This is a genomic window from Bdellovibrio bacteriovorus (assembly GCF_041888015.1).
In the GTDB taxonomy this organism is placed as follows: domain Bacteria; phylum Bdellovibrionota; class Bdellovibrionia; order Bdellovibrionales; family Bdellovibrionaceae; genus Bdellovibrio.
This window is the reverse complement of record NZ_CP168968.1, coordinates 3533438-3556827: the sequence shown is the minus strand read 5'-3', so window position 1 is coordinate 3556827 and position 23390 is coordinate 3533438. Positions and strand designations below refer to the sequence as shown.

Annotated in this window: 24 protein-coding genes and 1 other RNA gene; 11 read left to right on the top strand and 14 right to left on the bottom strand. The window is 47.9% G+C overall.

Annotated elements, in window-relative coordinates; all coding sequences use genetic code 11:
• The first annotated feature begins 35 nt into the window (after positions 1-35).
• Positions 36-380, top strand: a transfer-messenger RNA (tmRNA) gene (gene ssrA, locus ACES2G_RS16970).
• A 100-nt stretch (positions 381-480) separates the two neighbouring features.
• On the top strand, positions 481-1095 hold the full coding sequence (locus tag ACES2G_RS16965; protein WP_374000828.1) for a DUF938 domain-containing protein: 615 nt from the start codon (positions 481-483) through the stop codon (positions 1093-1095).
• Between the two features lie 20 nt (positions 1096-1115).
• On the opposite strand, the gene ACES2G_RS16960 is transcribed toward ACES2G_RS16965, so the two are convergent.
• A complete protein-coding gene (locus tag ACES2G_RS16960) occupies positions 1116-1889 on the bottom strand; it encodes a pirin family protein (protein WP_374000827.1) in 774 nt (257 codons plus the stop codon).
• An 88-nt stretch (positions 1890-1977) separates the two neighbouring features.
• Between ACES2G_RS16960 and ACES2G_RS16955 the strand changes: the two genes are divergently transcribed.
• The 3 genes from ACES2G_RS16955 to ACES2G_RS16945 all read left to right on the top strand — a co-directional run bounded on the left by ACES2G_RS16955 (position 1978) and on the right by ACES2G_RS16945 (position 3656).
• Positions 1978-2298 (top strand): winged helix-turn-helix transcriptional regulator, encoded by a 321-nt coding sequence (locus ACES2G_RS16955; protein ID WP_374000825.1) that lies wholly within the window; start codon positions 1978-1980, stop codon positions 2296-2298.
• 144 nt (positions 2299-2442) lie between these two features.
• Positions 2443-2604, top strand: a complete 162-nt coding sequence (locus tag ACES2G_RS16950) for a hypothetical protein (protein WP_374000824.1) — start codon at positions 2443-2445, stop codon at positions 2602-2604.
• A 56-nt stretch (positions 2605-2660) separates the two neighbouring features.
• Positions 2661-3656 (top strand): PAS domain-containing protein, encoded by a 996-nt coding sequence (locus tag ACES2G_RS16945; RefSeq protein WP_374000823.1) that lies wholly within the window; start codon positions 2661-2663, stop codon positions 3654-3656.
• Positions 3657-3666: 10 nt separating this feature from the next.
• Here the strand turns inward: ACES2G_RS16945 and ACES2G_RS16940 are convergent, their stop codons facing one another.
• The gene (locus tag ACES2G_RS16940; RefSeq protein ID WP_374000822.1) at positions 3667-4632 is read right to left on the bottom strand and encodes a GNAT family N-acetyltransferase; all 966 of its coding nucleotides are present in this window, start codon (positions 4630-4632) and stop codon (positions 3667-3669) included.
• Complete coding sequence (locus ACES2G_RS16935; protein ID WP_374000821.1) at positions 4629-5036, bottom strand: acyl-CoA thioesterase; 408 nt, start codon at positions 5034-5036, stop codon at positions 4629-4631. Before ACES2G_RS16935 ends, ACES2G_RS16940 begins: the two co-directional genes overlap by 4 nt.
• 218 nt (positions 5037-5254) lie before the next feature.
• Between ACES2G_RS16935 and ACES2G_RS16930 the strand changes: the two genes are divergently transcribed.
• Positions 5255-5812, top strand: a complete 558-nt coding sequence (locus ACES2G_RS16930) for a GrpB family protein (protein WP_374000820.1) — start codon at positions 5255-5257, stop codon at positions 5810-5812.
• 13 nt (positions 5813-5825) lie between these two features.
• A complete protein-coding gene (locus ACES2G_RS16925) occupies positions 5826-6020 on the top strand; it encodes a hypothetical protein (RefSeq protein WP_374000819.1) in 195 nt (64 codons plus the stop codon).
• Here the strand turns inward: ACES2G_RS16925 and ACES2G_RS16920 are convergent.
• The 4 genes from ACES2G_RS16920 to ACES2G_RS16905 all read right to left on the bottom strand — a co-directional run bounded on the left by ACES2G_RS16920 (position 6017) and on the right by ACES2G_RS16905 (position 11932).
• A complete protein-coding gene (locus ACES2G_RS16920; protein WP_374000818.1) occupies positions 6017-8923 on the bottom strand; it encodes a hypothetical protein in 2907 nt (968 codons plus the stop codon). The two genes, ACES2G_RS16925 and ACES2G_RS16920, sit on opposite strands and share 4 nt — an antisense overlap.
• 137 nt (positions 8924-9060) lie before the next feature.
• Positions 9061-10326, bottom strand: a complete 1266-nt coding sequence (locus tag ACES2G_RS16915) for a DEAD/DEAH box helicase (protein WP_347358928.1) — start codon at positions 10324-10326, stop codon at positions 9061-9063.
• Positions 10327-10397: 71 nt separating this feature from the next.
• On the bottom strand, positions 10398-11051 hold the full coding sequence (locus ACES2G_RS16910) for a tRNA-uridine aminocarboxypropyltransferase (RefSeq protein WP_374000817.1): 654 nt from the start codon (positions 11049-11051) through the stop codon (positions 10398-10400).
• Entirely contained in the window at positions 11051-11932 is an 882-nt protein-coding gene (locus ACES2G_RS16905; protein ID WP_374000816.1) for an urea transporter, read from the bottom strand. The genes ACES2G_RS16910 and ACES2G_RS16905 overlap by 1 nt, the downstream gene beginning before the upstream one ends.
• 204 nt (positions 11933-12136) lie before the next feature.
• Here ACES2G_RS16905 and ACES2G_RS16900 point away from each other — a divergent pair, with 204 nt between their 5' ends.
• The 3 genes from ACES2G_RS16900 (at position 12137) to ACES2G_RS16890 (ending at position 13733) form a co-directional block, all read left to right on the top strand.
• Positions 12137-12997, top strand: a complete 861-nt coding sequence (locus ACES2G_RS16900) for an alpha/beta fold hydrolase (protein ID WP_374000815.1) — start codon at positions 12137-12139, stop codon at positions 12995-12997.
• Positions 12998-13115: 118 nt separating this feature from the next.
• On the top strand, positions 13116-13241 hold the full coding sequence (locus ACES2G_RS16895) for a hypothetical protein (RefSeq protein ID WP_374000814.1): 126 nt from the start codon (positions 13116-13118) through the stop codon (positions 13239-13241).
• A 9-nt stretch (positions 13242-13250) separates the two neighbouring features.
• The gene (locus ACES2G_RS16890) at positions 13251-13733 is read left to right on the top strand and encodes an SRPBCC family protein (RefSeq protein WP_347358925.1); all 483 of its coding nucleotides are present in this window, start codon (positions 13251-13253) and stop codon (positions 13731-13733) included.
• A 2-nt stretch (positions 13734-13735) separates the two neighbouring features.
• On the opposite strand, the gene ACES2G_RS16885 is transcribed toward ACES2G_RS16890, so the two are convergent.
• Positions 13736-14509 (bottom strand): exodeoxyribonuclease III, encoded by a 774-nt coding sequence (locus ACES2G_RS16885; protein ID WP_347358924.1) that lies wholly within the window; start codon positions 14507-14509, stop codon positions 13736-13738.
• Between the two features lie 54 nt (positions 14510-14563).
• Here ACES2G_RS16885 and ACES2G_RS16880 point away from each other — a divergent pair, with 54 nt between their 5' ends.
• Positions 14564-15886 (top strand): MBL fold metallo-hydrolase, encoded by a 1323-nt coding sequence (locus ACES2G_RS16880; protein ID WP_374000813.1) that lies wholly within the window; start codon positions 14564-14566, stop codon positions 15884-15886.
• A gap of 37 nt (positions 15887-15923) precedes the next feature.
• Here the strand turns inward: ACES2G_RS16880 and ACES2G_RS16875 are convergent, their stop codons facing one another.
• From ACES2G_RS16875 to ACES2G_RS16850, 6 genes are all read right to left on the bottom strand, one after another.
• Positions 15924-16361, bottom strand: coding sequence for a cupin domain-containing protein (locus tag ACES2G_RS16875; RefSeq protein ID WP_374000812.1), 438 nt, complete (start codon positions 16359-16361; stop codon positions 15924-15926).
• Positions 16362-16514: 153 nt separating this feature from the next.
• Entirely contained in the window at positions 16515-20528 is a 4014-nt protein-coding gene (locus ACES2G_RS16870) for a hypothetical protein (protein ID WP_374000811.1), read from the bottom strand.
• Positions 20529-20678: 150 nt separating this feature from the next.
• Entirely contained in the window at positions 20679-21311 is a 633-nt protein-coding gene (locus ACES2G_RS16865) for a hypothetical protein (RefSeq protein ID WP_347358920.1), read from the bottom strand.
• 148 nt (positions 21312-21459) lie between these two features.
• Entirely contained in the window at positions 21460-22098 is a 639-nt protein-coding gene (locus tag ACES2G_RS16860) for a phosphatase PAP2-related protein (RefSeq protein WP_347358919.1), read from the bottom strand.
• Entirely contained in the window at positions 22095-22814 is a 720-nt protein-coding gene (locus tag ACES2G_RS16855) for an alpha/beta fold hydrolase (RefSeq protein WP_374000808.1), read from the bottom strand. Before ACES2G_RS16855 ends, ACES2G_RS16860 begins: the two co-directional genes overlap by 4 nt.
• A 123-nt stretch (positions 22815-22937) precedes the next feature.
• Entirely contained in the window at positions 22938-23348 is a 411-nt protein-coding gene (locus ACES2G_RS16850) for a CoA-binding protein (protein ID WP_347358917.1), read from the bottom strand.
• Between the last annotated feature and the right edge of the window lie 42 nt (positions 23349-23390).

Sequence of the window (23390 nt, the reverse complement as noted above, 5' to 3'; positions counted from 1 at the left end):
TAAGGGACAATGAAGACGATGTGTTCACACACTATGGGGGCGTACTGGCTTCGACGTGGGTGCTGAAGCATAAGGAGCATACCGGGGCGGATGAGGACCTCGTTAAAAACGTGCATTTTGTAATTGGCAACGATTACGCACTTGCAGCTTAATTAGCCGCACGATCAACCTTGAGGTGGTTCCGCTCTTGGATTGATCGTCATTTAGGGACCTCGGTGAGTTGGGTTTTCTCCAGCAGACATGCTTAAATTTACTGGGGGAGAGGTCTTAGGGATTTTGTCTGTGGAAGCCCGAGGACCAATCTAAAACACTGACTAAGTATGTAGCGCCTTATCGTGGATCATTTGCGGACGGGGGTTCAATTCCCCCCGCCTCCACCAATTTAGAAAAATAGAGAACCTCCCTTGTGGGGGTTTTTTATTGTTTTAAACAGACTCTTTTCAGCAACCTCAATTAGGCTGAACTTTCCAAAGGAAAACCATGGAACTACCATTCTCTGCCGCTGCCGATCGTAACAAAGAACCCATTCTGGAAGTTCTTAAGAAAGTTATCCGTCACGAAGACCACAACCTGCTCGAGGTTGGCGCGGGCACGGGACAACACGCGGTTTATCTTGCGCCCTTCTTCCCCAAGATGGAATGGACTCCGACCGAAGTGGCAGAAAATCTGCCAATGCTTCGTGAGCGTATCCAACAAAGCGGGATTCCTAATATCAAAACCCCATTCCGTATGGTTGTTGGGGAGGATGATTTTCCGATTCGCACTTTCGACGTGATTCTGACGATCAATACTTTCCACATCATGTCTTGGAAAGAGTGTAAGACCTTCATCAAACTGATCGCGGGTCGCTTGGAAGAAGGCGGGAAGGTTCTGATCTACGGGCCATTTAATTACAACGGCAAGTTCACAACCCCCAGCAATGAAGAGTTCGACAAGTCTTTGCGTGAAAGAGATCCTCAAAGTGGCATCCGCAATTTTGAAGATGTGCTGGCGGCGATGTTTAAGAACGGATTTGAGTTCTTAAAAGACTACGAAATGCCAGCGAATAATCGCATGCTGGTATTCCGCCGGCTCAGGTTCGTAAGAAAGAAATAAGCCCTGTAAGATGCGGGTTACTATCTGTTCTGCAAAATCACGATGACTTGCCCGGTGCCTTTGATGGCAAGCTTTCCGCTTTGGGCGAGAAGGCCGTCGCCATCTTTCAGCTCTTTGCCGTTCCAGCTAAGATTTCCAATGGAAACCGCATAGGCAAATTTGTCTTCAGGAATTTCAAAGACCTGTTCATCACTTTCGATCTTCGCAGCATACAACCAAACATCTTGCCTGATAATCAGTGGCGCAGCACTAGGTCCCGCCAGTAAGTTGAAGCCTTGTTGATTTAATCCAGCTTGCTGTACCACCGGCGTTCCGGACTTCGCATTGGGATGGATCCAGATCTGAAGCAGACGCAAAGGCTCATTGCTTAGATTGCCTTCCGCATGAAAGATCCCATCACGCGCACTCATCAGTTGCAGATGCTCTGCCGGAACTTCCTGGTTGGTCCCTTTATTATCCAAATGCTGAAGCTTGCCGTGAACCACCCACGTCAGGATCTCCATGTCATTATGGGGATGATCGGGGAAGCGGGATTTGGGTTGGATTTTCGCATCCGCCAGAACCAGCAGATTCTTCAGTTGTTCTCCGCGGCCGGAATAAGGTCCCACCGTCGCGATAAAGTGATCTTTCAAAGACAGCCAGCCCAAGTTCATTTCCGGTAACTGGGAATAAGGCCTTACCTGTATTTCGGAAAGTTTTGAATTCATAGAGCTGTCTCCTAAAATCGCAAAGTGAAACAAAGCCAAGACAAGAAGGGCACTGATGCCAGCCAGGACAACGAATCTTTTTCTCATTCTTTATGGCTCCTTATGCTATTCTGGGTCAGATAGTATATTTAGTAAAGTAGGGTTATTTCTGAAACTAGTTACCTGGAGTGAACTAATGGCAAAAAGTAAATCATTGGAAGCCTGCCCCGTGTATAGAACGGCGATGATTCTGGATGGTAAGTGGACCATTCTCATTTTTAGAGACCTACTTGCAAAAAAGGTCGTGCGGTTCAATGAACTTCGCAGATCGCTGGGATCTATCAGCCCGAAAACTTTGACCGAGCGTTTGACGGATCTCGAAGGGCACGGACTTATCAACAGGAAGGTGTATGCCGAGGTCCCGCCCCGAGTTGAATATTCTCTGACAGAAAAAGGAAAAGGCCTTTCCGTCGTCTTTGATTCGATGGAAAAGTTCGGAGAAAAGTGGCTGAGATAATGCCATAAGCACCTAAACCAGGCGCCCAATTCGAGCTTGCTGTAAATTGCTTCGGCAGGCGATGCGTTTGGGGACCTTTCATAAATATACGAAATTACTTATATTTGAATAGCCCCTAGAAGGGCTTGGCTCAGGCCCGAAAGTGTGACAGCGCTTTGTGTGGACAAGGAAGCTCAAGAGGCCTTGGGGAAAATCGAAATCGTTCGGACCGCCGATGTGGATTATATGTATATCACCGGAGCTGATGATCAGTTCATCCATCTCAGACTGTTCCAGACCAGACTAGCATGCATGAGAGATGAGTAACTTGAATGATCCATCCAGGTTGGGTATGATCCGACATATCGGTTGTGAGGCTCTGTTTGGATCTGAATGAAAAGAAAAAAACAATCGAGTATTTTAGTTTCTGGAAGCTGCAGAATAAAATTACTCTGATCTCTTTAATTGCCATTCTTCTTTTGTCGGCTCTTTTTGTCATTGGAAGTGTTGCGCTTCCAAATATCAGCACTCTTCAAATTGTCGCCTTTATCGTTATGATCCCGGCCTTGGCCTGTTTTGGGATTGCCGCTTCTCACTTGTCCAATCTTGAAGTTGTCAAAGCCCAACGAGAATACGAAAGACTCTTGTCACGTCTATCAGAAACAGAAGATTCTCAAATTACTTTAGATCGTTTTTTCTCTATCTCCAGCGACTTGATGGCCGTGGCGGGAAAAGATGGTCACTTAAAGAAAGTCAGTAAATCCCTGGTGAACACCTTGGGATACAGTGAAGCGGCTTTGCTAAGCACGCCTTTCTTTGAATTTATCCATCCTGACGATAAAGAGTCGACGCGTGAGAATATTAAAACCCTGAATCTGGGTGTGCGCTCGGTGGGGTTTGAGAACCGCTACCGTGCAGCCGATGGCACTTATCGAACCTTAAGCTGGAGCGCCGCCGCTGATGCCGAGCTCGGTGTGCGATTCGCTTCTGCACGTGATGTGACGGATGAACGCAATTTCAGAAATCGCATGCAGCAGATCTTGGATTCGTCTCCGTTTTTGCTGGTGGTCAAGGATAACAACGGCACCATTACTAACTGCAACTCCGCTTTTGCCAGCTCTGTCGGGGTTCGACGAGATCTGTTGGTGGGGCAAAATGAAAGAAACTTTATCGCACCGGAATCCATCTCTTCTGTTCTGGAAAAAGAGCAGGCAGTCCAAAGCTCTCTAAAACCCCTGACCTTTGAAGAAGTTCTTGTAAACCGGGGTGTGGCGGTAAGACATCTTTCAACGATCTTCCCTATTCTTGATCAACAGGGGCAGATCGTCTCTTTGGGAAAAGTTTCTTTGAATGTTGATTCGGACACCGGACTCAAATAGTTGCCGAACTTTATTTCGTCAGTTCTAATTCCATTTGAATATTAGCGCGTTCATAAGGCGTGGCATATCCAGCCACCTTTTTGAAGCCTAATTTTTCATAAAGTCTTATCGCGGGCTTAAGTGTTGTATTGCTCTCCAGGAATACTCGTGATGCCTTAAGCTCGATGGCTTTTTCTATGACTGCCTTGCCCAGCAGATAGCCAATGTTTTTTCCTTGCGCTTTAGGGGACACCGCCATCTTGGCAAGTTCATAACAGCCTAGATCTTCGCGCTTGATAAGGGCGCAGACCCCGACGGCGTCATCGTTGAGGGTGGCGACAAAAATAAAACCACCTTTATCAAGGATATAGCCTTTCGGATTATCAAGAGCATCGCGGTCCGGCTTTTCCATCTTAAAATACTTGGTGATCCACTCTTCATTAAGCTTATAGAAAGCGTCTTTGTATTTGTCTTGGTAGGGGACGACCTTTACAGCCATGGATTCTCTCTGCTTGCGTCTTTCGATCACGCGATCCAAAAGAGGCTTTTGAGACAGAAGATATTCCCACTCATCCAGCGCAGCCCAAAGATTGTTTTTTGTCTGTGATGAAATTTCGTCAATGGCGGATGTGACGTCGTCGTATTGCAGTTTGATTCTGTTGGCGATCTCTTGACCTTTTTTGGTTAGCTTAATCTTGGATCTTCTGCGATCTGTGGCGTCTTTTTTATCCGAGACAAGTCCTGCTTTTGCCATCTCGGCGACAATCTTGCTTACCGAGACATGAGAATGGCCAATGCAATCAGCGATTGATGTGACAGTGTCTTCGGTTCTTTCTGACAGAACATAAAAGACGGGGAACCACTTGGGATGAAGATTGGTGTCATAGGTTTTATAAATGATCGCGGCATCCCGAGTGATGATTTCGCCCAGCAATCGAACTCGTGTGCCGATAGCCAGTTTTCCGATTTCATTATAAAAGCTGATTCCTTTGCTCATAGGGCGGCTCCATCTGATAAAAGATGTTTTGCTAACTTATCCTTGACTTCCGTCGGGATGGGATTTGCTTTATTCAGGCCATAGTCAAAATACACAAGGATGGCTTTGCCTTTGGCGACTATGGTTCCGTTTTGATGGCACTCCTGAGCGACCGTGAAAGATGAATTCCCGATTTTCTCAATAGCTGATTTTATGACAACATCATGCTGGTAATGGCCTTGAGCCAGATAGTCAATTTCCGTGCGGGCAACAATCAAATTCCATTCTTTCGGAGAAAGATCCGGAACGAAGAATTTGAAGATTTCTTTGCGGCCTTCTTCAAACCAAGTCGCGATGGAGGCGTTGTTAATATGTCCGAGACAGTCTGTATCATTGAAGCGGGGGCTGAGTTTATATTCGATCAAAGGGCACCTACTTTGTGGATAGGTATTAGTAATAAGCAAATTATGTAACCAGTTACGTAATTGGTCAATTTATTTTCCATAGCTGGATATAACCTACTGATAACACTTAGTTTTAATAACACTTTGGACTGGGGTCTGAATGCTGATAACCAGAAAATCCCTCGTTTATTTTCGAGCGAGCAGTTGATTCACACGGGTTCCGGTAGCATTGTATAGGAATGATTCGTGTTGAAGACTACAACTCCCAATGGCCCTTTTGGTTTCAGCAAATTCATTCCGAGATTTGGCCATCGGTGAAAGAGCATGCCTTGTCGGTAGAGCATGTCGGCAGCACCTCCGTTGCCGGTTTGGCGGCAAAGCCGATCATCGACATGGATATCATTGTTGAATCCCCCGAAAAGTTGCCCTTTGTGATTCAGGCTTTAAGCAAACTTGGCTATGTACACCGGGGGAATCTTGGTATTGAGGGCCGAGAAGCATTTCGTTCGCCAGGACATGCTTACAAGCATAATCTGTACGTATGCATAAATGACTGTATGGCTTTACGAAATCACCTCGCTCTGCGAGATCATTTAAGAAGCTCCGAATCTGCCAGAAGTGAATATTCGGCACTGAAAAAGAAGCTTGCGGCGGAATATCCAGAATCAATTGATGATTATGTTGAAGGAAAAACTCAGTTTATTCTGAAAGTTATTTCACAGTATAATTTGTCCGAAGAAGAATTGACGTCTATCCAAGAAGCTAACAAAGCCCCCAGTGGGAAAGTGTCACGATAGAAAGGATGCGACCATGGATGAAAGCGATTTTGAAGGAACACTGGTTTTAGAGAAGCTAGCCGAAATCAACAAGCTGGATGCTTTTTTTGAAGCCATTGATTCCGATGATTTTGATTGTGCCAAATCCCTGATGAAGCGAGCCGGGGTGGACTCCGAGACTTTGGCGATGGTTCTTAAGAAAATGCACGCAGCCGACGGCCAACACTAGTCATCACGCAGGATGTAGACGGGCGCTCTGGCTGAAGCTTGGAAGTAGCCATCGCCCATTTGTGAATAGACGTTTCCTCCCCAGCATTTCAAATTGCCCGACGTGGTGACCGCACAGGTATGTCCTTTTTGGACAGACGCATCCACAAAGCGCTCCGCTGGCAAGAGCTCGGTCGGGTTTGTTTGATAGCTGGAAAAAGTGGATCCTGAATCTAAAACACCTTTGCCGATATCGTGATAGTAACTGTATCCCCAGCAGAACAGTCTTTGGCTCGTGGTCAGTGCGCAGAAGTTACTAGTTCCACCATAGATCTTTGCAAAGGTTTCGCTGCTGTTGATAGCGGTGGGAGTGGTGCTGGCCGTAGTCGAGCCATTGCCGTGTTCGTATTGGGTATTTAGCCCCCAGCACTCGATACGCTTATCAGATTTGCGGATCGCACAACTGTTACTGTTTGCAATAGCAACTTGATCATATTGTGTGGCCCAGCCGGGAGCAGTAGGAACAGCTTTGTTTGTAGTATCAGCCCCCAACCCCAGGGCTCCGGAGTTATTCCCCCAGCAGCGAATAGTATCGTCAGTCTTGATGCCACAAGTGGCTGAATAGGAAGCCGTCAGGAATTTAAACTTATCGCTGCCGCTGACTTTTGTGGGAAGCAGTTTCTCTGTAAAGTCCCCGGTGCCGAGCTGTCCCCAGGCATTTGAACCCCAACAATAGACATCCTGATTTGTCGAGAGTGCGCAAACACTGCGCCTATTTGCAACGATGGACGTAAACTTCTCAGAGGTTACGGCGGCGGTGGGAATCAGTCGTACATCTTTGGTGCCGTCGCCGACCTGACCTTCTAGATTGCGTCCCCAACAGTAAGCGGTCCCGTCGACAGAAAGTCCACAATGGAAGGATTCCCCGCTGGTAAGATCCTTGAACTTTAATGGTGAAACAATCGGGAAGAACGTGGGACGCCAGTGTTGAGATCCGGTTCCGATTCGGCCTCGGTCGTTGGGGCCAGAGCAAAGAGCATTGTCATTGCTATCAATAGCACAGCTTGAGAATCCGCCGACAGTGACCTTCTTAAGAGTTGGTAAAAGGATATTCGGCGTAATTAAAATCTGATCCCCGGACCTTGCTTGCCCGGTTTGACCGTTGGCGAAATTTCCAGAGCACAAAAGCTCTTGTGCGGCATTGACTCCGCATCCGTGACCGATACCAAAATCATATTTTGTGAATTGATGGTCTCCAAGCATTTTAGTTGGCGTAAAGTGATAGACACCACTTCCAGTACCGAGCTCCGCAAAAGAGTTGTCCCCCATACAATACAATGCCTGATCGTTGAGATTGCGGGCGCAGAAATGGTTCTTGCCAGCAAAAATCTTGTCATAAGAAGTTCCAGCGTGAATTTGCACGGCCGAGGTGCTTTGTAAGTTCGCATCCGTTGCATCAGAGGGGTTTTCATGGAAGTAAAGACCCCAGCAATAAAGTTCATTGTCATTGGAAATGGCGCAGGTAAAGTCAGATCCGCTGGCAATTTCTTTGAAGCTGATTCCTGGGACTACATAGTTTGGCGTATTTTGGGCCGTCGTGTTGCCGGTGCCCAATTGGCCATAGGTATTGGCTCCCCAGCAAAGTATTTTATTATTGGAATCAATTCCACAGGCGTGTTTGTCGCCCACCTTGATTTTCTTAAATTGAATTCCCGCATCGTAAAGTGTCGGAACTTCGATTGTGGTAACTGCGGTTTGAGAAGCGATATTGTTGTTGTTATTACCCCAGCAATAAAGAAGATTTGTACCCTGCTCAATGGCGCAATTGGTTTGTGAGCCCGCATCGATCTCACTAAAAAGATGACCCCCCTGAACCAGAGTTGGTGTTTCGCAGTCATTAGGACTATCACCTGTTCCGCAAGCGGGATTGTTGGATACACCGAAGCACAGGGCTTGCCCATCAGTCTGGATTGCGCAGGTATGGTCATAGCCTCCGGCGATATCGGTAAAACGCAAGTTGGAATTCACTTCACGTGGACTGTTCGCATCGCTTGAACTGCCTAGGAAGTCTTTTGTGCTGGCTCCGAAGCAGTACAGGCGGTTGTCCGTATCAAGCGCGCAGGTGTGGTTGAGCGAGGTTTCGACATCCACATAGCGTCTTTGTTGCGATCTGTTGGAAAGAATATATCGCGCCGAGGCCATCCGACCCACAGAGATATTTTTCAGACTGCTTCCGGTAATGTTGAACAGAAGCTGGTGGTCTTTTTCAAGGGCACCAAATTGCGGGTGGCCTTCAGAAACCAAGGGAACGGTCACGCTATGGACTGTTTGATTGGCGGGAAAAAGAATTTCAGTGGGTGGGGCCGTCTTGTCGTGAGCCGTTCGATCTGACCCATAGAAGTTAAAGGACATCGGGATGTCATAAGGTTTTGCACTGTCGATTTTTAAAGTGATCGTGATCTGGTTGGCCGTTTTTAACAGTTTTTGATCGAAGTTCAAAAGTTCTATGGTCGCTGGGGACGTGTCACGGGTGAACACCTTGGAAACGGCTTTAGAAACATCAATCAGATTGTTCTGCACTGGAGCGACACATACTTGGTAGCTTTGATCTGTACTGTGGCTCAGTGGACTTGAAGAAGAGATCTCAATGGCGCTGGAGTAAGCAGAGACATCTGCACAGTCCAGCGGCGAAGGGCCGAATTGCAAGGCATACTGAGAATATTCGGAGCTAGTGACCTGTAAGGTGGAAGAGCCATCTGTTGTAGCGTAGTTGGGGACCCCTGAAATCAAGATGGAAGGGGTGGTAGAGTCGCCTGTTTGTGAACCAAATTGAGACACAATGGAAGCATCCAGAGAGCAGCCAAGGTTGCCCAGTACCAAGTAGAATAGAGATGCCCAGAGGACAACGGTTCTGAAAAGTTCCACAAGAACTCTTCGGTCTTGGGGGGCTTGTTCTAAAGGAAAATGAGTTTTAAACTAAATTATGTGTTTCGGGGTCTGTAGCCTCAAACAGAGGCCGGCTTGGCGTGACGGGCGGCCATGTTCGTGCCGCCCGAGAAGTCTTATTTTGCAGAAGGACGCTGGAAGCCCAGCTTTTTCTTCGGCTTTTTGAATGGATTGATCTTTGCTGCCGCCTTTGCAGCGACCGGTTTTTTTGCGACCGTGGTCTTGGCTTTAGCGCGGGGATGGGAATTGTATTTGGAAGAATCAATTTCTCTTTTTCCTCCGCGGCCTTCAAGTTTGTTGATCAGAAGCTCATCACGTTCAGTGACAAGATTGATAACTGTGCCCTTGCGGCCCGCACGGGCGGTACGACCAGCACGGTGAAGATAGTTTTCCATTTGTCTTGGTAGGTGGAAATTGATAACCCGGTCCACATTCTGAATATCCAGGCCACGGCCTGCGAGGTCTGTTGCCACCAGAAACTTGATCTTGCCGTCAGCGAATTTCTTAAGATTCGTACGTCGATCATTTTTTTCCATTTCACCGCGATAAACGGCAACTTCAAAGCCTTTTGCCTCAAGATCTTTCGCCAGCTTGTCGCATTGCTCACGCGTATTGGTAAATAAGATCGTTCCGCCATCCACTTTTTGGGATAAAAGTTTGTCCAAGTGTGCCCAACGGTCGCCGTCTTTGACGATCAGATTTTTGGTGGTCAGGCTTTTAACAACTTTGCCACTGCCAGAGCTTCGGACGACTTCAGCATCCGAAAACAGATCATTGATCAGATCTTGCACTGCCGGAGAAACAGTGGCCGAAAAGAGCGCCAACTGAACATCCTTAGGACAGGAGTAATAAACCTTATTTGAGTCCGCCAGGAAACCTTGATCCATCATCTGATCGGCTTCATCAAAGACCAGCATGCGAACGTCTTTCAGATCCACTTTATCCATATCCATCAACTGAGCCAGGCGTCCTGGTGTTGCCAGCAGAATCTCAAATTCCCCAGAGGTGTTTCTGCGGGCTTGTTCCATGGCCATACCACCCAAGGCCGGGCGGACTCTAAGGCGGGTATCATGAGTCAGGGTTTTAAAAACTTTGGAGACCTGTTCGCCCAACTCTCGAGTGGGAACCATGACGATGGCGCGAGGGGAGGATTCAGCGGTGACTGGCTGACCACCATCTTCCAAAGATTTAAGAAGGTGTAGCATTGGAAGAGCATACGCCAAGGTTTTACCGCTTCCTGTTTCTGATACGCCAACCACGGACTGGCCGCTCATTAGCAGGGGCAGGGTGTTGTTCTGAATCTCAGTCGGTTTTGTGATGCGTTTTTCAGTCAGAGTTTTAATCAGGGAAGGTAAAAGGCCGAAATTTGTGAAGTTATTCATGGGGCCGACCCTAACACGATTGGGCCTGGGATTCGACGAGTAAAAAGGCCCCAGGGGCCTTCTTGGAAAAATTATCGGGCTTTTTCGCTGGGGATTGAGCCTGCACTGGCTTGTATTTGGCCTCGTCCTATGAGGGTGTTTCTAAGTTTAGCCTCATAAAGCTTCACTAGAGGCTCGACGGCCTGGGGCCCTTCGATGACCTGCAGGGCCTGGGCAATCGCCTGAAGGGTGGCCATCCCCTCGGCAGAATGCTCCGCCCGAAGATGCTGGATCGAAGAGTTGGTCGTGCTGATTTTCACTTTGGGAACATCTTTGAGTTCCGTGTGGCGGGTGTACACCTTGCTGGCCTGGCGCCAGTTACCATCCGGAACAATAAGCTGAATCGGCAGCGGGCTTTGTTCGACAAGATCCCGATCCAGCTCTACGGCATCGTCGGAAGGGTAAAACAAAAAAGTCCGGTACGTGGGCACCAGCAGGTCACTCAGATCCAGAACCTGGCGATCCTCACCACCGCGGATTCGGATTTCGCTATTGGTAAGGCTTTTGATCGCAAGTCGTCCCGTATTAGTGGTTCGCTTAAGTTCTTTCTTGTGAATGATCAGGCAAACTTTGGTGGCAAATGTGAGCGACGGAATCAGCTCGCAAATGCACAGATTTTTATGCAGACCACACTCTGGGCAGGGATCTTTGGTTTTTCGTTTTCTGTTTAAGGGAGCGTGTTTCATTAGATTTCAGACGGGTTGATTTTCACAAACATCCTGCTCCCAATAAGAAAGATCCAGGTCACAACAACAAATGGCAGGGTCATGGCGGGCATTCCTAGCGGCTTCAAGGCTCCGGAGAGGGAAGCAAAGGCAATCGTGGTTACGATGGCTGCTAGGACAGCATATCCCAAAGACTTCGCATTGGATGGCAGAAAGACACTTCCCAGTGCGATTGCTGTCAGGACAGAGTTAAATCCAAAAGCTCCTGAGCGAATTGCGGGTTCAGAGGCCCCAAGCAGCCATGCTGTTGACAGGCCCAGGATAGACCCAATCAAGGCCATGACAAATGATCTCCGTGAGCTGATCAGAAGACCCAGGGTGAACAGGATTCCGGTAACTAAATTCTCTTGGAAAAAGACCTGGGAAATTCCATGAATTAAACCTTCAAAGACAGTGTTCAGGGAGACAATGCCCTCGACGTCCGCTGATACCGGCAATCCAGCGTGGGGAAGGACTTGAGTAGTGCTCAATCTTCCGAAGCGAGCACTGGCCAGCAAAAAGCACAAGGTTGTAAAAACAAAGGGTGCGGTAAGGGTTGGAAGGTTCCGGTTTTCAAAATATTTTAGTGCTGCAGCCATAAGAACTGTGGACGACGCTGCCGCAAAAATCACATACCCCCACGCTAGTACGCTGGGTTCAAAAAAATAGATCAATCCAATGGCAGTCAGGGCACCATTGAACCCAAAAAGACCGTCGCGAATTTTGGTGGCATTGGCGCCAAGAAGGATTGCCGTGCCTGTGCTGATCATCGTTCCAGTAAGGGCCGCGATTCCGCAAAGTGCAGAGCTATGAAAGACTCCTGCTAAGAACAAGATCCCTGCATAGGTATTGTTCTGAAACATGACTTGTCCAATTCCTCGCAGAACCGAGTCCAAAAAAATCATGAATTTGGCAGGGGCTGAGTCGCCAGTAATATTGAATCCAGTGGGCGAAAGTAATTTTGGCATAGTGCTGTTCCTGTGATGATGTTTAGAATAGTATCATCGGGACGTAGAAATTAACATCGAAATGATTTTTGGGACTGCTTAGTAGGGCAGGGGGTTTTCATGATGAGAAATCTTTTATGTGCAGTGATGTTGTTATTCCTGGTGGGTTGCGTGACATCAAAGCCCCAAAAGGCTCCGAACGTGTCAGGAAATTTTGCTGATGTGAATGGTCTGCTAATGTACTATGAGCTTTATGGGAAAGCAGAGGGTGTTCCTCTGGTTTTGTTACATGGGGGCGGTTCCACCATCGATACGACCTTCGGTCGCATCCTGCCGTTTTTGGCGCAGAATCACAGAGTCATCGCCATTGAAGAACAGGGGCACGGTCGGACCAGTGACCGCAAAGGGCCGTTTTCTTTTGAAGCCTCTGCTGATGATGTGGCGGCCTTGTTGAAAAAATTGAATATTGAACAGGCAGACATCTTTGGCTTTAGCAACGGTGCCAGTGTTGGAATGCAGGTTGCGCTTCGTCATCCGCAGTTGGTGCGTAAATTGATCTTTGCCTCATCCATAACGAAACGAGCCGGGGCCTATCCACAATTGTGGGACTTTATGAAGCGGGCTGATATATCCAATATGCCGCCGCCGTTGAAGGAAGCCTTTTTAAAAGTGAATCCGGACCCGGCAAAGCTGAAAGTTATGCACGACAAAGATGCTGATCGTATGAGAAATTTTAAAGATATCAGTGATCAGGCCTTGCGCACCCTCAAGGTTCCCACTTTGATTTTGACGGGCGATCGTGATGTGGCAAAGCCCGAGCATGCGCTGGAGTTAAACAAACTGATTCCCCGTTCGCGTCTTTCAATTTTGCCTGCGGGGCACGGGGAGTATCTGGGAGAGCTTGTCATGGCGACCAAACCATCCAAGTATCCCGAGCTGACAGCGGGGATTGTGGACGAGTTTCTCAAGTCTTCAGAGTAATGAGAAGGAAAAGAAATATGGGCCTGGAGGGGCCCTTCGAGGCCTTTAATATTAAGGTGTCTTCACAATAAAGGAGTTCATAGCCAAAGAAGGTGAAGGCACAAAGTTCACCTGGTCGATGTCGGGTGACGGCGGCTTTGTTGGAAAACTTGTTACGTTCTTTGTGGATTGCGAGAAATTGATCACAGATCAGTTCAAGCAGGGAATTCAGAATCTTAAAGATATTGTCGAAATGCCGAAATAGGAGGCGACTATGAATATTGATCCTAAGTTGGATTTGATTTTAGAACGCGTGCTGGATTTGACTCCTGAACAGGTGTGGAAGGGGTGGACGACCCCAGAACTGATCTGCAAGTGGTTTTGTCCTGAACCTTGGAAGGTGACAGAGGCCGAAGTTGATTTGAAACCCGGTGGTCTTTTCAGAACCGTGATGCAGTCTCCTGAAGGGGAAAAGTATCCAAATCTGGGGTGCTTCCTGGAAGTTGAAAGGAATAAGAAGCTGGTATGGACAGATGCATTGCTTCCGGGCTATCGCCCTGTGGAAGTTCCGACCTCAGGTGCCAATATGTTCTTTACCGCTTTCATTTTGCTGGAAGAACAAGACGGCAAAACAAAGTACACGGCCATTGCTAGGCACAAAAATGAAGCTGATCGCAAGAAGCACGAAGAAATGGGCTTTCATCAAGGCTGGGGAATTTGTGCTGATCAGCTGCAAAAACTGATGAAAAGTCTTTAGAATTATTTCTTTAAAGTCAGGCGCACGGGGCAGTGGTCCGAACCCATGACATCTGGGCAGTGCGCCGCCGCTTTAAGGCGGTCCGAGGCTTCTTTGTTCACCAGGAAATAATCCAGACGCCAACCAATGTTCTTTTCACGCACACCCGGGCGATAGCTCCACCAAGTGTAGTGTTCAGGTCCTTGTTCAAACTGACGGAAGCTATCAACCCATTCAAGCTTATCCAAAAAGCGAGTCATCCAGGCGCGCTCTTCAGGCAGGAATCCGGCGTTCTTCATGTTGGTCTTGGGATTTCTAAGGTCGATTTCTTTGTGAGCGATATTGAAATCACCACAGATGATAACTTCACGGCCCTTTTTGCGCAGGGTCTGCAGGCGTCTTTCCGCGGCGGCACAGAATTCCAGTTTAAATGGCAAGCGAGTGTGCTCGCGCTGGCTGTTGGGGAAATAGCTATTGACCACAGTGATAGGACCAAAATCGGCTTCAAGCCAGCGGCCCTCACAATCGAACTTGGGAATGCCCAAACCAATGCGCACATCATCAGGTTCTTTGCGGGAGTAAAGCGCCAATCCTGAATACCCTGCCTTTTCGGCAAAGGCCCAGGAGGAATGATAACGGGCCGGATGATAAAAAGTTTCATCCTTTTCAATCACGTCATTGGTGATTTTAATTTCTTGCAGACAGACGATGTCGGCCTTTTCTTTCTCAAACCATTCGCGGAAGTTTTTCCTGTGGACTGAGCGCAAACCATTTACATTCCATGAAATCAGTTTCATGACCTTACAATAGGCGCAATTGCGCCAGCGAAGCAAGCGCGCTATAGTGCAGGGATGAAAATTTCGCGAATCCTTCATGCGGGCTATCTTTTGGAAAGCAAGGGGACTCAGATCGCTTTTGATACGATCTTTGAGACCCCTTTCAGTCGGAACTGCCATGCTTTTCCGAAAGTGAGCTTTGATCGGACTCAGATTCAGAAGCTGAAGCTGGATGCGGTTTTTATTTCTCATTTTCATGATGATCACTGGTCAATGGACAGTCTGGCTCTTTTAAATAGGGAAACGCCGATCTATGGATTCTGTGTTTTTGAAGAATTCTTTTCTTTGACTAAAAAATTGGGCTTTAAACATGTCCACTCATTGCAATTGAATCAGCCTGTGCAGGTCGGGGGCTTTAAAGTGATTCCACGCCGGGCGTTGGATGAGGATGTGGATTCATTGTTCCAGATTCAGGCGGAAGGATTGAATGTTCTTAATGTCGTGGACTCCTGGATTGACTATGAGACGCTGGACTTGTTGGCGGAACAAGGCCCGTGGGATTTGATCATGTGGCCTTTTCAAACGATGCGCGAGATCGAAGTGCTTTCTCCTTCACGGGCTGAGCCCGCTTCTCGTGAGCTTCCTCCGGAATGGATTGAGCAGTTGAAAGTCTTAAATCCCAAGCACGTCATTCCCAGTTCTTGCCAATTTCAGATGGAAGAATGGTCTTGGTATAACAAGGCCTTTTTCCCGATCACTTATAAGCAGTTTCAGAGGGAAGTTGTGCAGGCCTTGCCTTCCGTCAATGTTGTAAGGTTGGACCCGTCCTTGTCGGTTGAAATAACTAAAGAACGAGTGTCTGTCTCCAGCCCCTTGCCTTGGATGAAGCTCTTGGGCACCGAGATTGTGGACTACACGTATGACCCCGCTCAGATCATCCCTGCCACTGCAGAAATAGCTCAAAGACTGGAAGCGGCTTCAGGGGCGGCAAGGTCGCGAGTTCAAGCTTACTGTCGAGATGAGATCGCAGAGCGATACGGTTCTTTGCAAGAATCCGAGGATGCCTACTTCAAGGGTCCGTTTCTTTGGCAGCTTTCCGTTTATGATCACGAAGGCTTGACCGAGAATTTCTATTATCTTGTGGAGCAGGGGAGGCTAACACTCATGCCACAACAAGGGGACGAGAAATCCATTGGCTGGAAAACCGAAGTTCCCTTGGTAAAGCTGTATGCAGCTCTTGAACTCGGAGAGTCCTTAACCTCGATGTATATTAGAATCAACGACGGCCCCTTTTCTCCCGAAAGTGATGTCATGCAAGATCCGCTGGTACGCTGCCTTTTTGATGGCATCTTCGCAGGATATCAGAAGGCGCAACTTAAGATGATGGGCATTGTATGAGTGCCCCGCACTGAATAGTCAGGGCACTCATGAATACTCAATGCTGATGGGGAGCTTTGCTTGCGTAATCAATCATTCCTTGGAAGTCCACTATGACGACGGGTTCATTGCCGACGACCCAAGCATCGTGTCCAGGGGGAACCAATGAAACATCACCGGGTTTGCACTCGATTTCTGTGCCATCGTCCATCTTGATACGCAGAATTCCTGAGACATGATATTGGAAGTGGGGAGCTTCACAGCTCTCTGTTTGTGCGATTTCTTTCACGGATGTGGACCAGCGCCAACCTGGTTGTAAGGTCGCGCGTCCAACGACAGCGTCTCCAAATTTGACCAACTCAAGTTTACCTTTTGAAAAGTCGCGAACTTCATCGGCCTTGCCGAAGTTTTTCGCGGCAAGGTCCCCTGTAACCTTGGCAAAAGATTTGGCGTCGGTTTTTCGTTCAGTCTTTGCTGAAGATGTTTGCATAGCCATAAAAACCTCCTACACAGGATCATACTCCTGATAGCCTTTGACTGCGAGATGCGGTGTTGACTCACAACAGACCTTGGTGAGTCTTTCTTAGCAGCAAATGAAAAGGGCCTGACTGTTGAGGTCAGGCCCTTTGGGTTGGTTATTCATTCGTAACTATTTTGCCAAGAAGTCCAGGGATTTGAAATAGGCCTCTGAAGATGAGGCCGTATCATTGGAGTCGTGCTGAATTGTGATCGCCACGATTTCCAGATCCTGAACGTTTTTGTCCGGGAATGCGCGTTTCAAGTCAGCAGCCAGATCGCGCTGATAGTTCTGTATTTTCCCCAGCATGTCTTGATTGTTCAGAAGCAATTGTTTTGCTTCCGGCAACGTCGCGACAACTACGTTCTTGTTGGAGTACCAGTTTTCAAAGATATCGCCCGCTTTGCGGTTTTCACCGGCCACGGCACCTCCATAGTAGTAGCCAAACAAGAAGACTTTGTCGTTCTTGGCGTCGATCACGGTTCTGTCGCCGTTCGCGCGACCGTCACGGATCGTGAACCATACCTGGAAGGCTGAATCATCTTTGCCAGTTTTACCTTTTACCGGATCAGCTCCCACAACATCTTTCGTTACTGCCAGCTTCAGACTCATCTCCGGGAATTCCACTGGAGAGAATCTGTAAGCCAAGCTCGTCATGCGGATGGAGTTGTTCTCACTCTTCATCAAGGCCCACTTGTTGCCTTCATATTCGTATTCCGCGGTGGCATAACCAAAGTTTTTGTTGTCATCCAAACCACCTGGAGAGCGGGACTCATAGTTGAACTGGTGATCCATGCGGAAGTGAACCATGTTTTTATGGTCGTACACGATACGGATACCTTCTGGCATATTTTGGCGGGTCACGGGATTGACTTTGATGCCAGCCATGACATCCCCAAGCTTCGCCACATCCAGAACTTGGTAGGGATCATAACGAAGACCAGATTGAGGCAATTTCACCTTCACCTCATAGTTATCTGCCGGATCATTTAGTTTTGGCAGAACCTGACGGGAAAGTTCGTAGGTATTGCCGTAAGGGATCAGCTCGACTAAGTGTTCCTGTCCCACACCGAGCTGAGCAACAATTCCCGGGCTTTTCACACGGTAGTATCTTCTGTCTTTGAAATAGTGAGCATTGGCCGCTGATAAAATCACCTGCGTATTCCAGTTGAAGTTGTTTTCGTCGTTGCTGATGTCCATTTCCGCTAAAGTATTCACAAGACCTTTCATGAATGCTTTTTGGTTGAAGCGGGAAGACAGAATACCTGCCAAGTGATCGGCATGAATGGTGCCCAGGTCCACGGCTTTTAGATTTGCCGGGAACTTGGAAGAAGACACCGTCACAACGCCGTCATTGTCCTCGTCGAACTGACCAATGAGCTTTGTCGCTTTCATGAAGATATGGGAATCTTCTGGAGCGCTTTCAAAAGTCACAGAGAAGTAACGGGTCAAACCAGTCAAAGAACGCTCGTTTTTTCTCCAGAATGCATTCATGGCTGTCGGGGTGATGGATTTGGAGGCTGTTTTTTCTGTTTGGCAGATCTCAGGTCCTTGTTTCTCGGAAAGGGCTGAAACCAGGGCAAACGGAACGTCTGTGGTGTTCAGGATGCTAGAGCCATGCAGGGGGGCCGCGATGGAAACCATCCCTTTCACCGTCATAGAGATAAAGTTCGGAGCTTTCAGGAAAGCGTGCAATGTATCCACGGCCCCTTTGGAGTAGCTGAGGAACAGATACTTCGGGGCTGCGTGACCACGCTGAGTGCGTGCTTTATAGTCCTGGCGCAGATAATTCAGAATGATGTCAGCATTCACTTCGGCGCCACAAGTGCTTTCCACGGGTGGTTGAATCACACGCAAACCCATCTCGTCGCTCAGGGCTGAAAGACCCAGACTGAAGATCTCTTTGTCGAAGATGCTGTTATAGATGCCCGGTACATAAACGATCGTCAGATCTTCCAGCTTCTGGTTATAGATCTTTGTTAACGGTGTCGGGTAGATACGACCTTCCAGATCGGCTTCTTTGATGGATTCTTTAAGAAGGTTTTGCGCCACAGACAACTGTTCTTTGGAACCAGCTTTAGTTAACGCAGTGAAGGACTGAGTTGTGTTGGTCTTATCAGAAACCCATTTGCGGGCAAACTGCATGTCGCGAGTTTCAGGCAGGAATGGTTTTTCCTGAACCACGATGGAGTTTTCCAGTAGATATGGCAATTGATACATTTTCATGACGGCGCGTTTGGCTGGCAGTACAAATTGTTTGATCGTGCCCATGATGCCGTCGTCAGCCTTACTCAGGTCTACATTCTGCAGATCCAAGTTGGCAGTTTTTTGATCTTTCAGAAGGCCTACTTTTTCTTTCACTTTTGCGATACGTGGATCATTCATCAGGTTTTCCACAGAGCCGGAAGTCAGAACGGCATCTGTCACTGCGCCGATGTCCTCTGGGGAAATCATGGTTGTCACGTCGAACTTGGACACGTCGAAGTTCATTGGGGACATGCTTCTGCCAGATGGATCTTTGAATGGATCGAATTTGAAGGCTTCCATGAAGCTCTTCATTTCAGATACCAGGAAGTATGGGCGTGTATCAGCCACGAACTTCGTCAAGTGGCGGAAGATGCGTTTTTGACTTAGGTCTTTCGCGTCTGTCTGAATGCCTTGGAGAGAGTTGGTGATAACTTCCTTCAGCGCTTCTTGGCCGGAATCGTTGTGCTTTTTCACCGCATCAGCAAAAAGGGATTTTGCGGATACTCCGATGAACGGAAGAATGTCTTTAGAACGAATTTGACCTGGAACCTTACGCTTCGTGGAAGCGACCAAGCCGTAAGAAGATGCTGCCGTCAAAGAACCGTGAGTACGGTACATTTTAGTGAAGGCCCCCAGAGAGTTCTGGATAAAGTGACCATCTTTCAAAGTCAGGATAAAGTCCGGGAAGTCGAAGTTTCTTTCAGACGCGGATTCGATAATACGATACAAAGCATCTGGATACGGAGTCAGATCGGAAGCTTTCATAGCCTCTTGGGATGTGATCGGCTTGGCTTCAGTGCTTGTGGAATGAAGGGCTTTTGCCAGCTGCAGTGGGTTTCCATTCACTGGCAGATAGAAGTAAAGATCTTTCTTTTTGTCATATTTGACTTTCGCTTCGCCAGTCTGAGTGATCACCGTCATCAGTGTCTCTGAAGGGCTGTTGCGGTTGATGTAAACCGCCATGTCAAACCAGGATTCCTTGCGGAATTCTGTAATCAGATTTTTCATGTTATTGCGGTCTTTAAGATAAACCGGAGCCCAAGTACCCAAAGCCATCAAAGGCATGGTCACATCTTTATCGGACTGAAGTTGTTGCACAGAATTCAGGCCTGCACGCTCAACGATCTTGTGAACGTCAATGCCGATCAGTTCTTGCTCTTTCTTGCCCTCTTGGAAACGGCCGATATTTCCGTGGTCGGACACCAGAACGATTTCCACGTCCTGACCTTTTTCCTTAAACGATTTGATCAGGCGTTTAACCTCTGCATCCAGAGTTCTCAGGATTGGATACAGACGATCCAACTGAGTATGGGCCGTGGAATCCACCGCGCCGATATAGCCGGTCATGAACTTCTTTGGCTTTGCTGCCAAAAGATCGTCCATTACTGTTTTTACTTCCAGTTTTGGAACTTCTTCCGTTGGGAAGTACATCAGGGCTTCAACATAAGGATTAAAGAAAGCATCGAAGGCGCCCATGTAGTACTTCGGGAAGGCCAAGCGGCGATAGTAGTCGCGTGGGTCACCTTGTACAGATTGAGACGATTCATCGAAGTAAGTGGCTTCAACAGATTTGATTCGCCCGGCGGCGCCAAACAAATTGGCCGTGTCAGTGACAACGGACCAGGACAAGTCTGTCATGGAAGGGAAGGGGGCGATGTGCGCACCCGCACTTGTGAATTCTTTAAAGAGTCCTTGTCTTTGCGCTTCAAGGAATGCGAAGTAGCTGAAACCATCCACAGCCAGAACAACTGTTTGTACTTGTTGAGCTGCTGGGGTCGCTGCCTGAGCTTTCTTCCAAGGAAGGTTGATAGCTTGTGCCGATGGAGCGCATGCCATTGCGATTACACTGGCAGCCAGACCCGCGGTAAACAAGCGAACATAGGCAGATGGACGTTTCATAAATCCTCCAAAAGATTTGTCTCACCTTGAATAGAGGCAAGGTCGATGCCAAACAGGACGGAGAATTTAGGGCTGTAAACGAACATATCCCTTGGGAGTCCAAGGGATATGTCTCACGTTGAGATGGTGACATTTATGAGAAGCAGCTGTCTAAAACTTACGTTCGATAGTCACAAAGGCGGTTTTATCACCAAACAAAGTCATGGTGATTCGAGTGGGTTTGCGGGGGTTATCTGATCTGTAAACTTCATACTCTACGACGGCCAGATCCGCCATAGAAGGGTTTTTATCATAGAGATATTCCTTCGGCAGGAATGTGGAAGCCGCTATGAGTGCTGCAACGTGCTTATTTACCCCGTGGGATCTTAGATAAGTGTCGGCGAGCTTGATGAAGTAAGCATGACACCAGCGATTGGAGTAATCATCATGGATGTGTCTGCGAGAACAAGCGGCTCCATTAGGATCTCCATCCATCGCAAGAACATCTTTTTCTGTGAAACCGAAAACTCGTACCGGTTGTTGCGCCCGTTCTTCATTGGCGGTCATCACCACCATTCGCCTATTCGGGGGATTGTTGATATTTCTAGAGGCGGTGCCTTCATAGGCTTGGCTTTGCTCTAAAATGGCCTGACGGATTTGTGGTTCCAAAGAGCCCCAACTGAGTCTTTTGTCGGAAGCTTGGCCATCCATTGTCAGATTGACATCACGGACGACGATGTCTTCGGCAGCTTGGGTGACGGGTGATAAAGCTAAAATTAAAAGCAGTGTAAAGATTGATTTCATATGCCTCTTTCCTACGGAGTTCGGAAAGATGCAAACAGAGGACCAACGATTTTCAACATTAGATGCTGTTTAATTGAATCCGCCAACAAGTGAGGTGTTTACGAGTTGGCTTGGTCACGCAGATTGTTACTTCAGGAGAATGCGAGTTCTATAATAGAGTTGCGATCCAGTAATCAACGGAGGGCGCATACTTAGAGACAATTTCATGAGTCCACAGGGCTGTGATGGCGCCTGCGAAAATATCCATTGTCCAGTGGGCTCTGAGTAAAAGCACGACGGTGATTTCAAAAAATACAATTGCAAAGGCTAAAGTAGTAAAGAAGGGTCCACCCAACTGAGCAATTTCCAAAGCTCCCAGGACAGCCAAAGCGGTGTGACCTGAGAAAAACAGATCGTTGGAGACCCCGTAAGTCACAAAGATCGATGGCACACCCGGGTCGCGCCAGATCATGCCTTCGGGGGTTGGCAGCACAGTGATCGCCTGATTGATCTGTCGCAAAGTAAAGAGCATCAGAAGTGCCAGCAAGGGACGAATGCTCGGTCCTAAAAGAGTCTGAGCAATCAGATAGATCCCCACGGCATCTATTACCAGAGAGCTGGAAATCAAAAGGCCATTGGCGACTTTGGGGGTGCGGTTGAGGTGCTGGCTCCAGCGATCTGTCAGAATATGAAAGTAATCACCGATGCGGTCTTTGAAGGGCATTTGGCGCTGGCCCAGAAGTTTTTGCGTGAAGAGCCACATTCCTACAGCCGCGACAGTCAGTCCGATTTTAATTGCGATGGTCATGCTTTTAGTCCTGAGGTGATAAACTGACTTACTTGTTCCAAAACCCACTTTGGATCATCCAAGGTTAGATCATGTCCTGCCTCGGGGTGTCTGACCAGTGGCAGATCCCAAGTGCTGGCAATTTTTTCCGAGCATTGTGGGTGAACCACGCGGTCTTTCGCAGAAGAAAGCACGAGAACCGGAGCCGGGGGCTCTTTTCTTTGACGTACTTGAGTGGCAAGCCCCAGCTGCCAAAGGAAGTTCGCAGGTCGCACCGGAAGTTCCAGGCTGCGTGCGCTCCATTGTTGAGCCAGTTCGTTAACGGATTCCTGCGGTGTTTGCGTCGTTGTCATGCGAATAATCATTTCTTCGCGCTTATGCAGATCTTTTTGAAGAGCTGACTGGAAAATGCGCCCGAAAGAATAAGGCGTCATTCTTTTATAGAAAGGAGAATTATTCAGGCTGGCATTGATCAGAATCACCGCCGCCACTTCGTCGCTATGACGATGTGCCCATTCCAAAGCAAGCATTCCGCCCAAAGAAAAACCAAAAAGAATCTTTTTGCCGTCTGCGGGAGCTTGCCCGCGTAAAGCTTGGATATTCTTGGATAGGCTTAAGGGGGTTTTGTGACTATTCAGACGACCGTTGCCAAGGATGTCGGCCGTGTGGAAGTGATCTTGAGGAAAGTGCTCCTGCAATTGGGGAAGAAAATTCCACCAATGGTAAGATTCACTCATGATTCCTCGAATTAACACCCACTGTCGCTGCATTTGGATTTAGCCCTCTTTCTAAATCAAAAAATAGTAGAACTCTCTGCGGGGGTCAAATTTTCTCAGTTGGCAGCCGCAGCAAAGCGTCTGCTAAAACCATTTCTTGTGCTCAATGATCAAACAGCGGTTGGAAACGACTTTGATTCCGGCCTTTTCTGCACGCAGCTCTGCTTCTGGGTGTGAAATCCCCAGTTGCAACCACAACACTTCAACACCACCGACCTCAAGAACTTCATCGACGACATCAGGGATGCGGTCCGAACTTCTGAAAACATCCACGAACTTGCGATACTCTGGCGGAATTTCTTTTAACGAGGAATAGATTCTAAAACCACCAACATCATGGGTCTTCGGATATGTACCGACGATGTCCCAGCCGTGGTCTTTCATGTACACCGGAACATAGTGGCTGGGCTTGGTTGCATCGGGGCTCAGTCCATAGACGGAAAATTTTCGATATTTTTCCAGCAGGGCTTTGAATTCACTGTCTTGAACATTCATAAGGGCTCCTTGATAACTTAATCATAGAACACTATAGGGCAG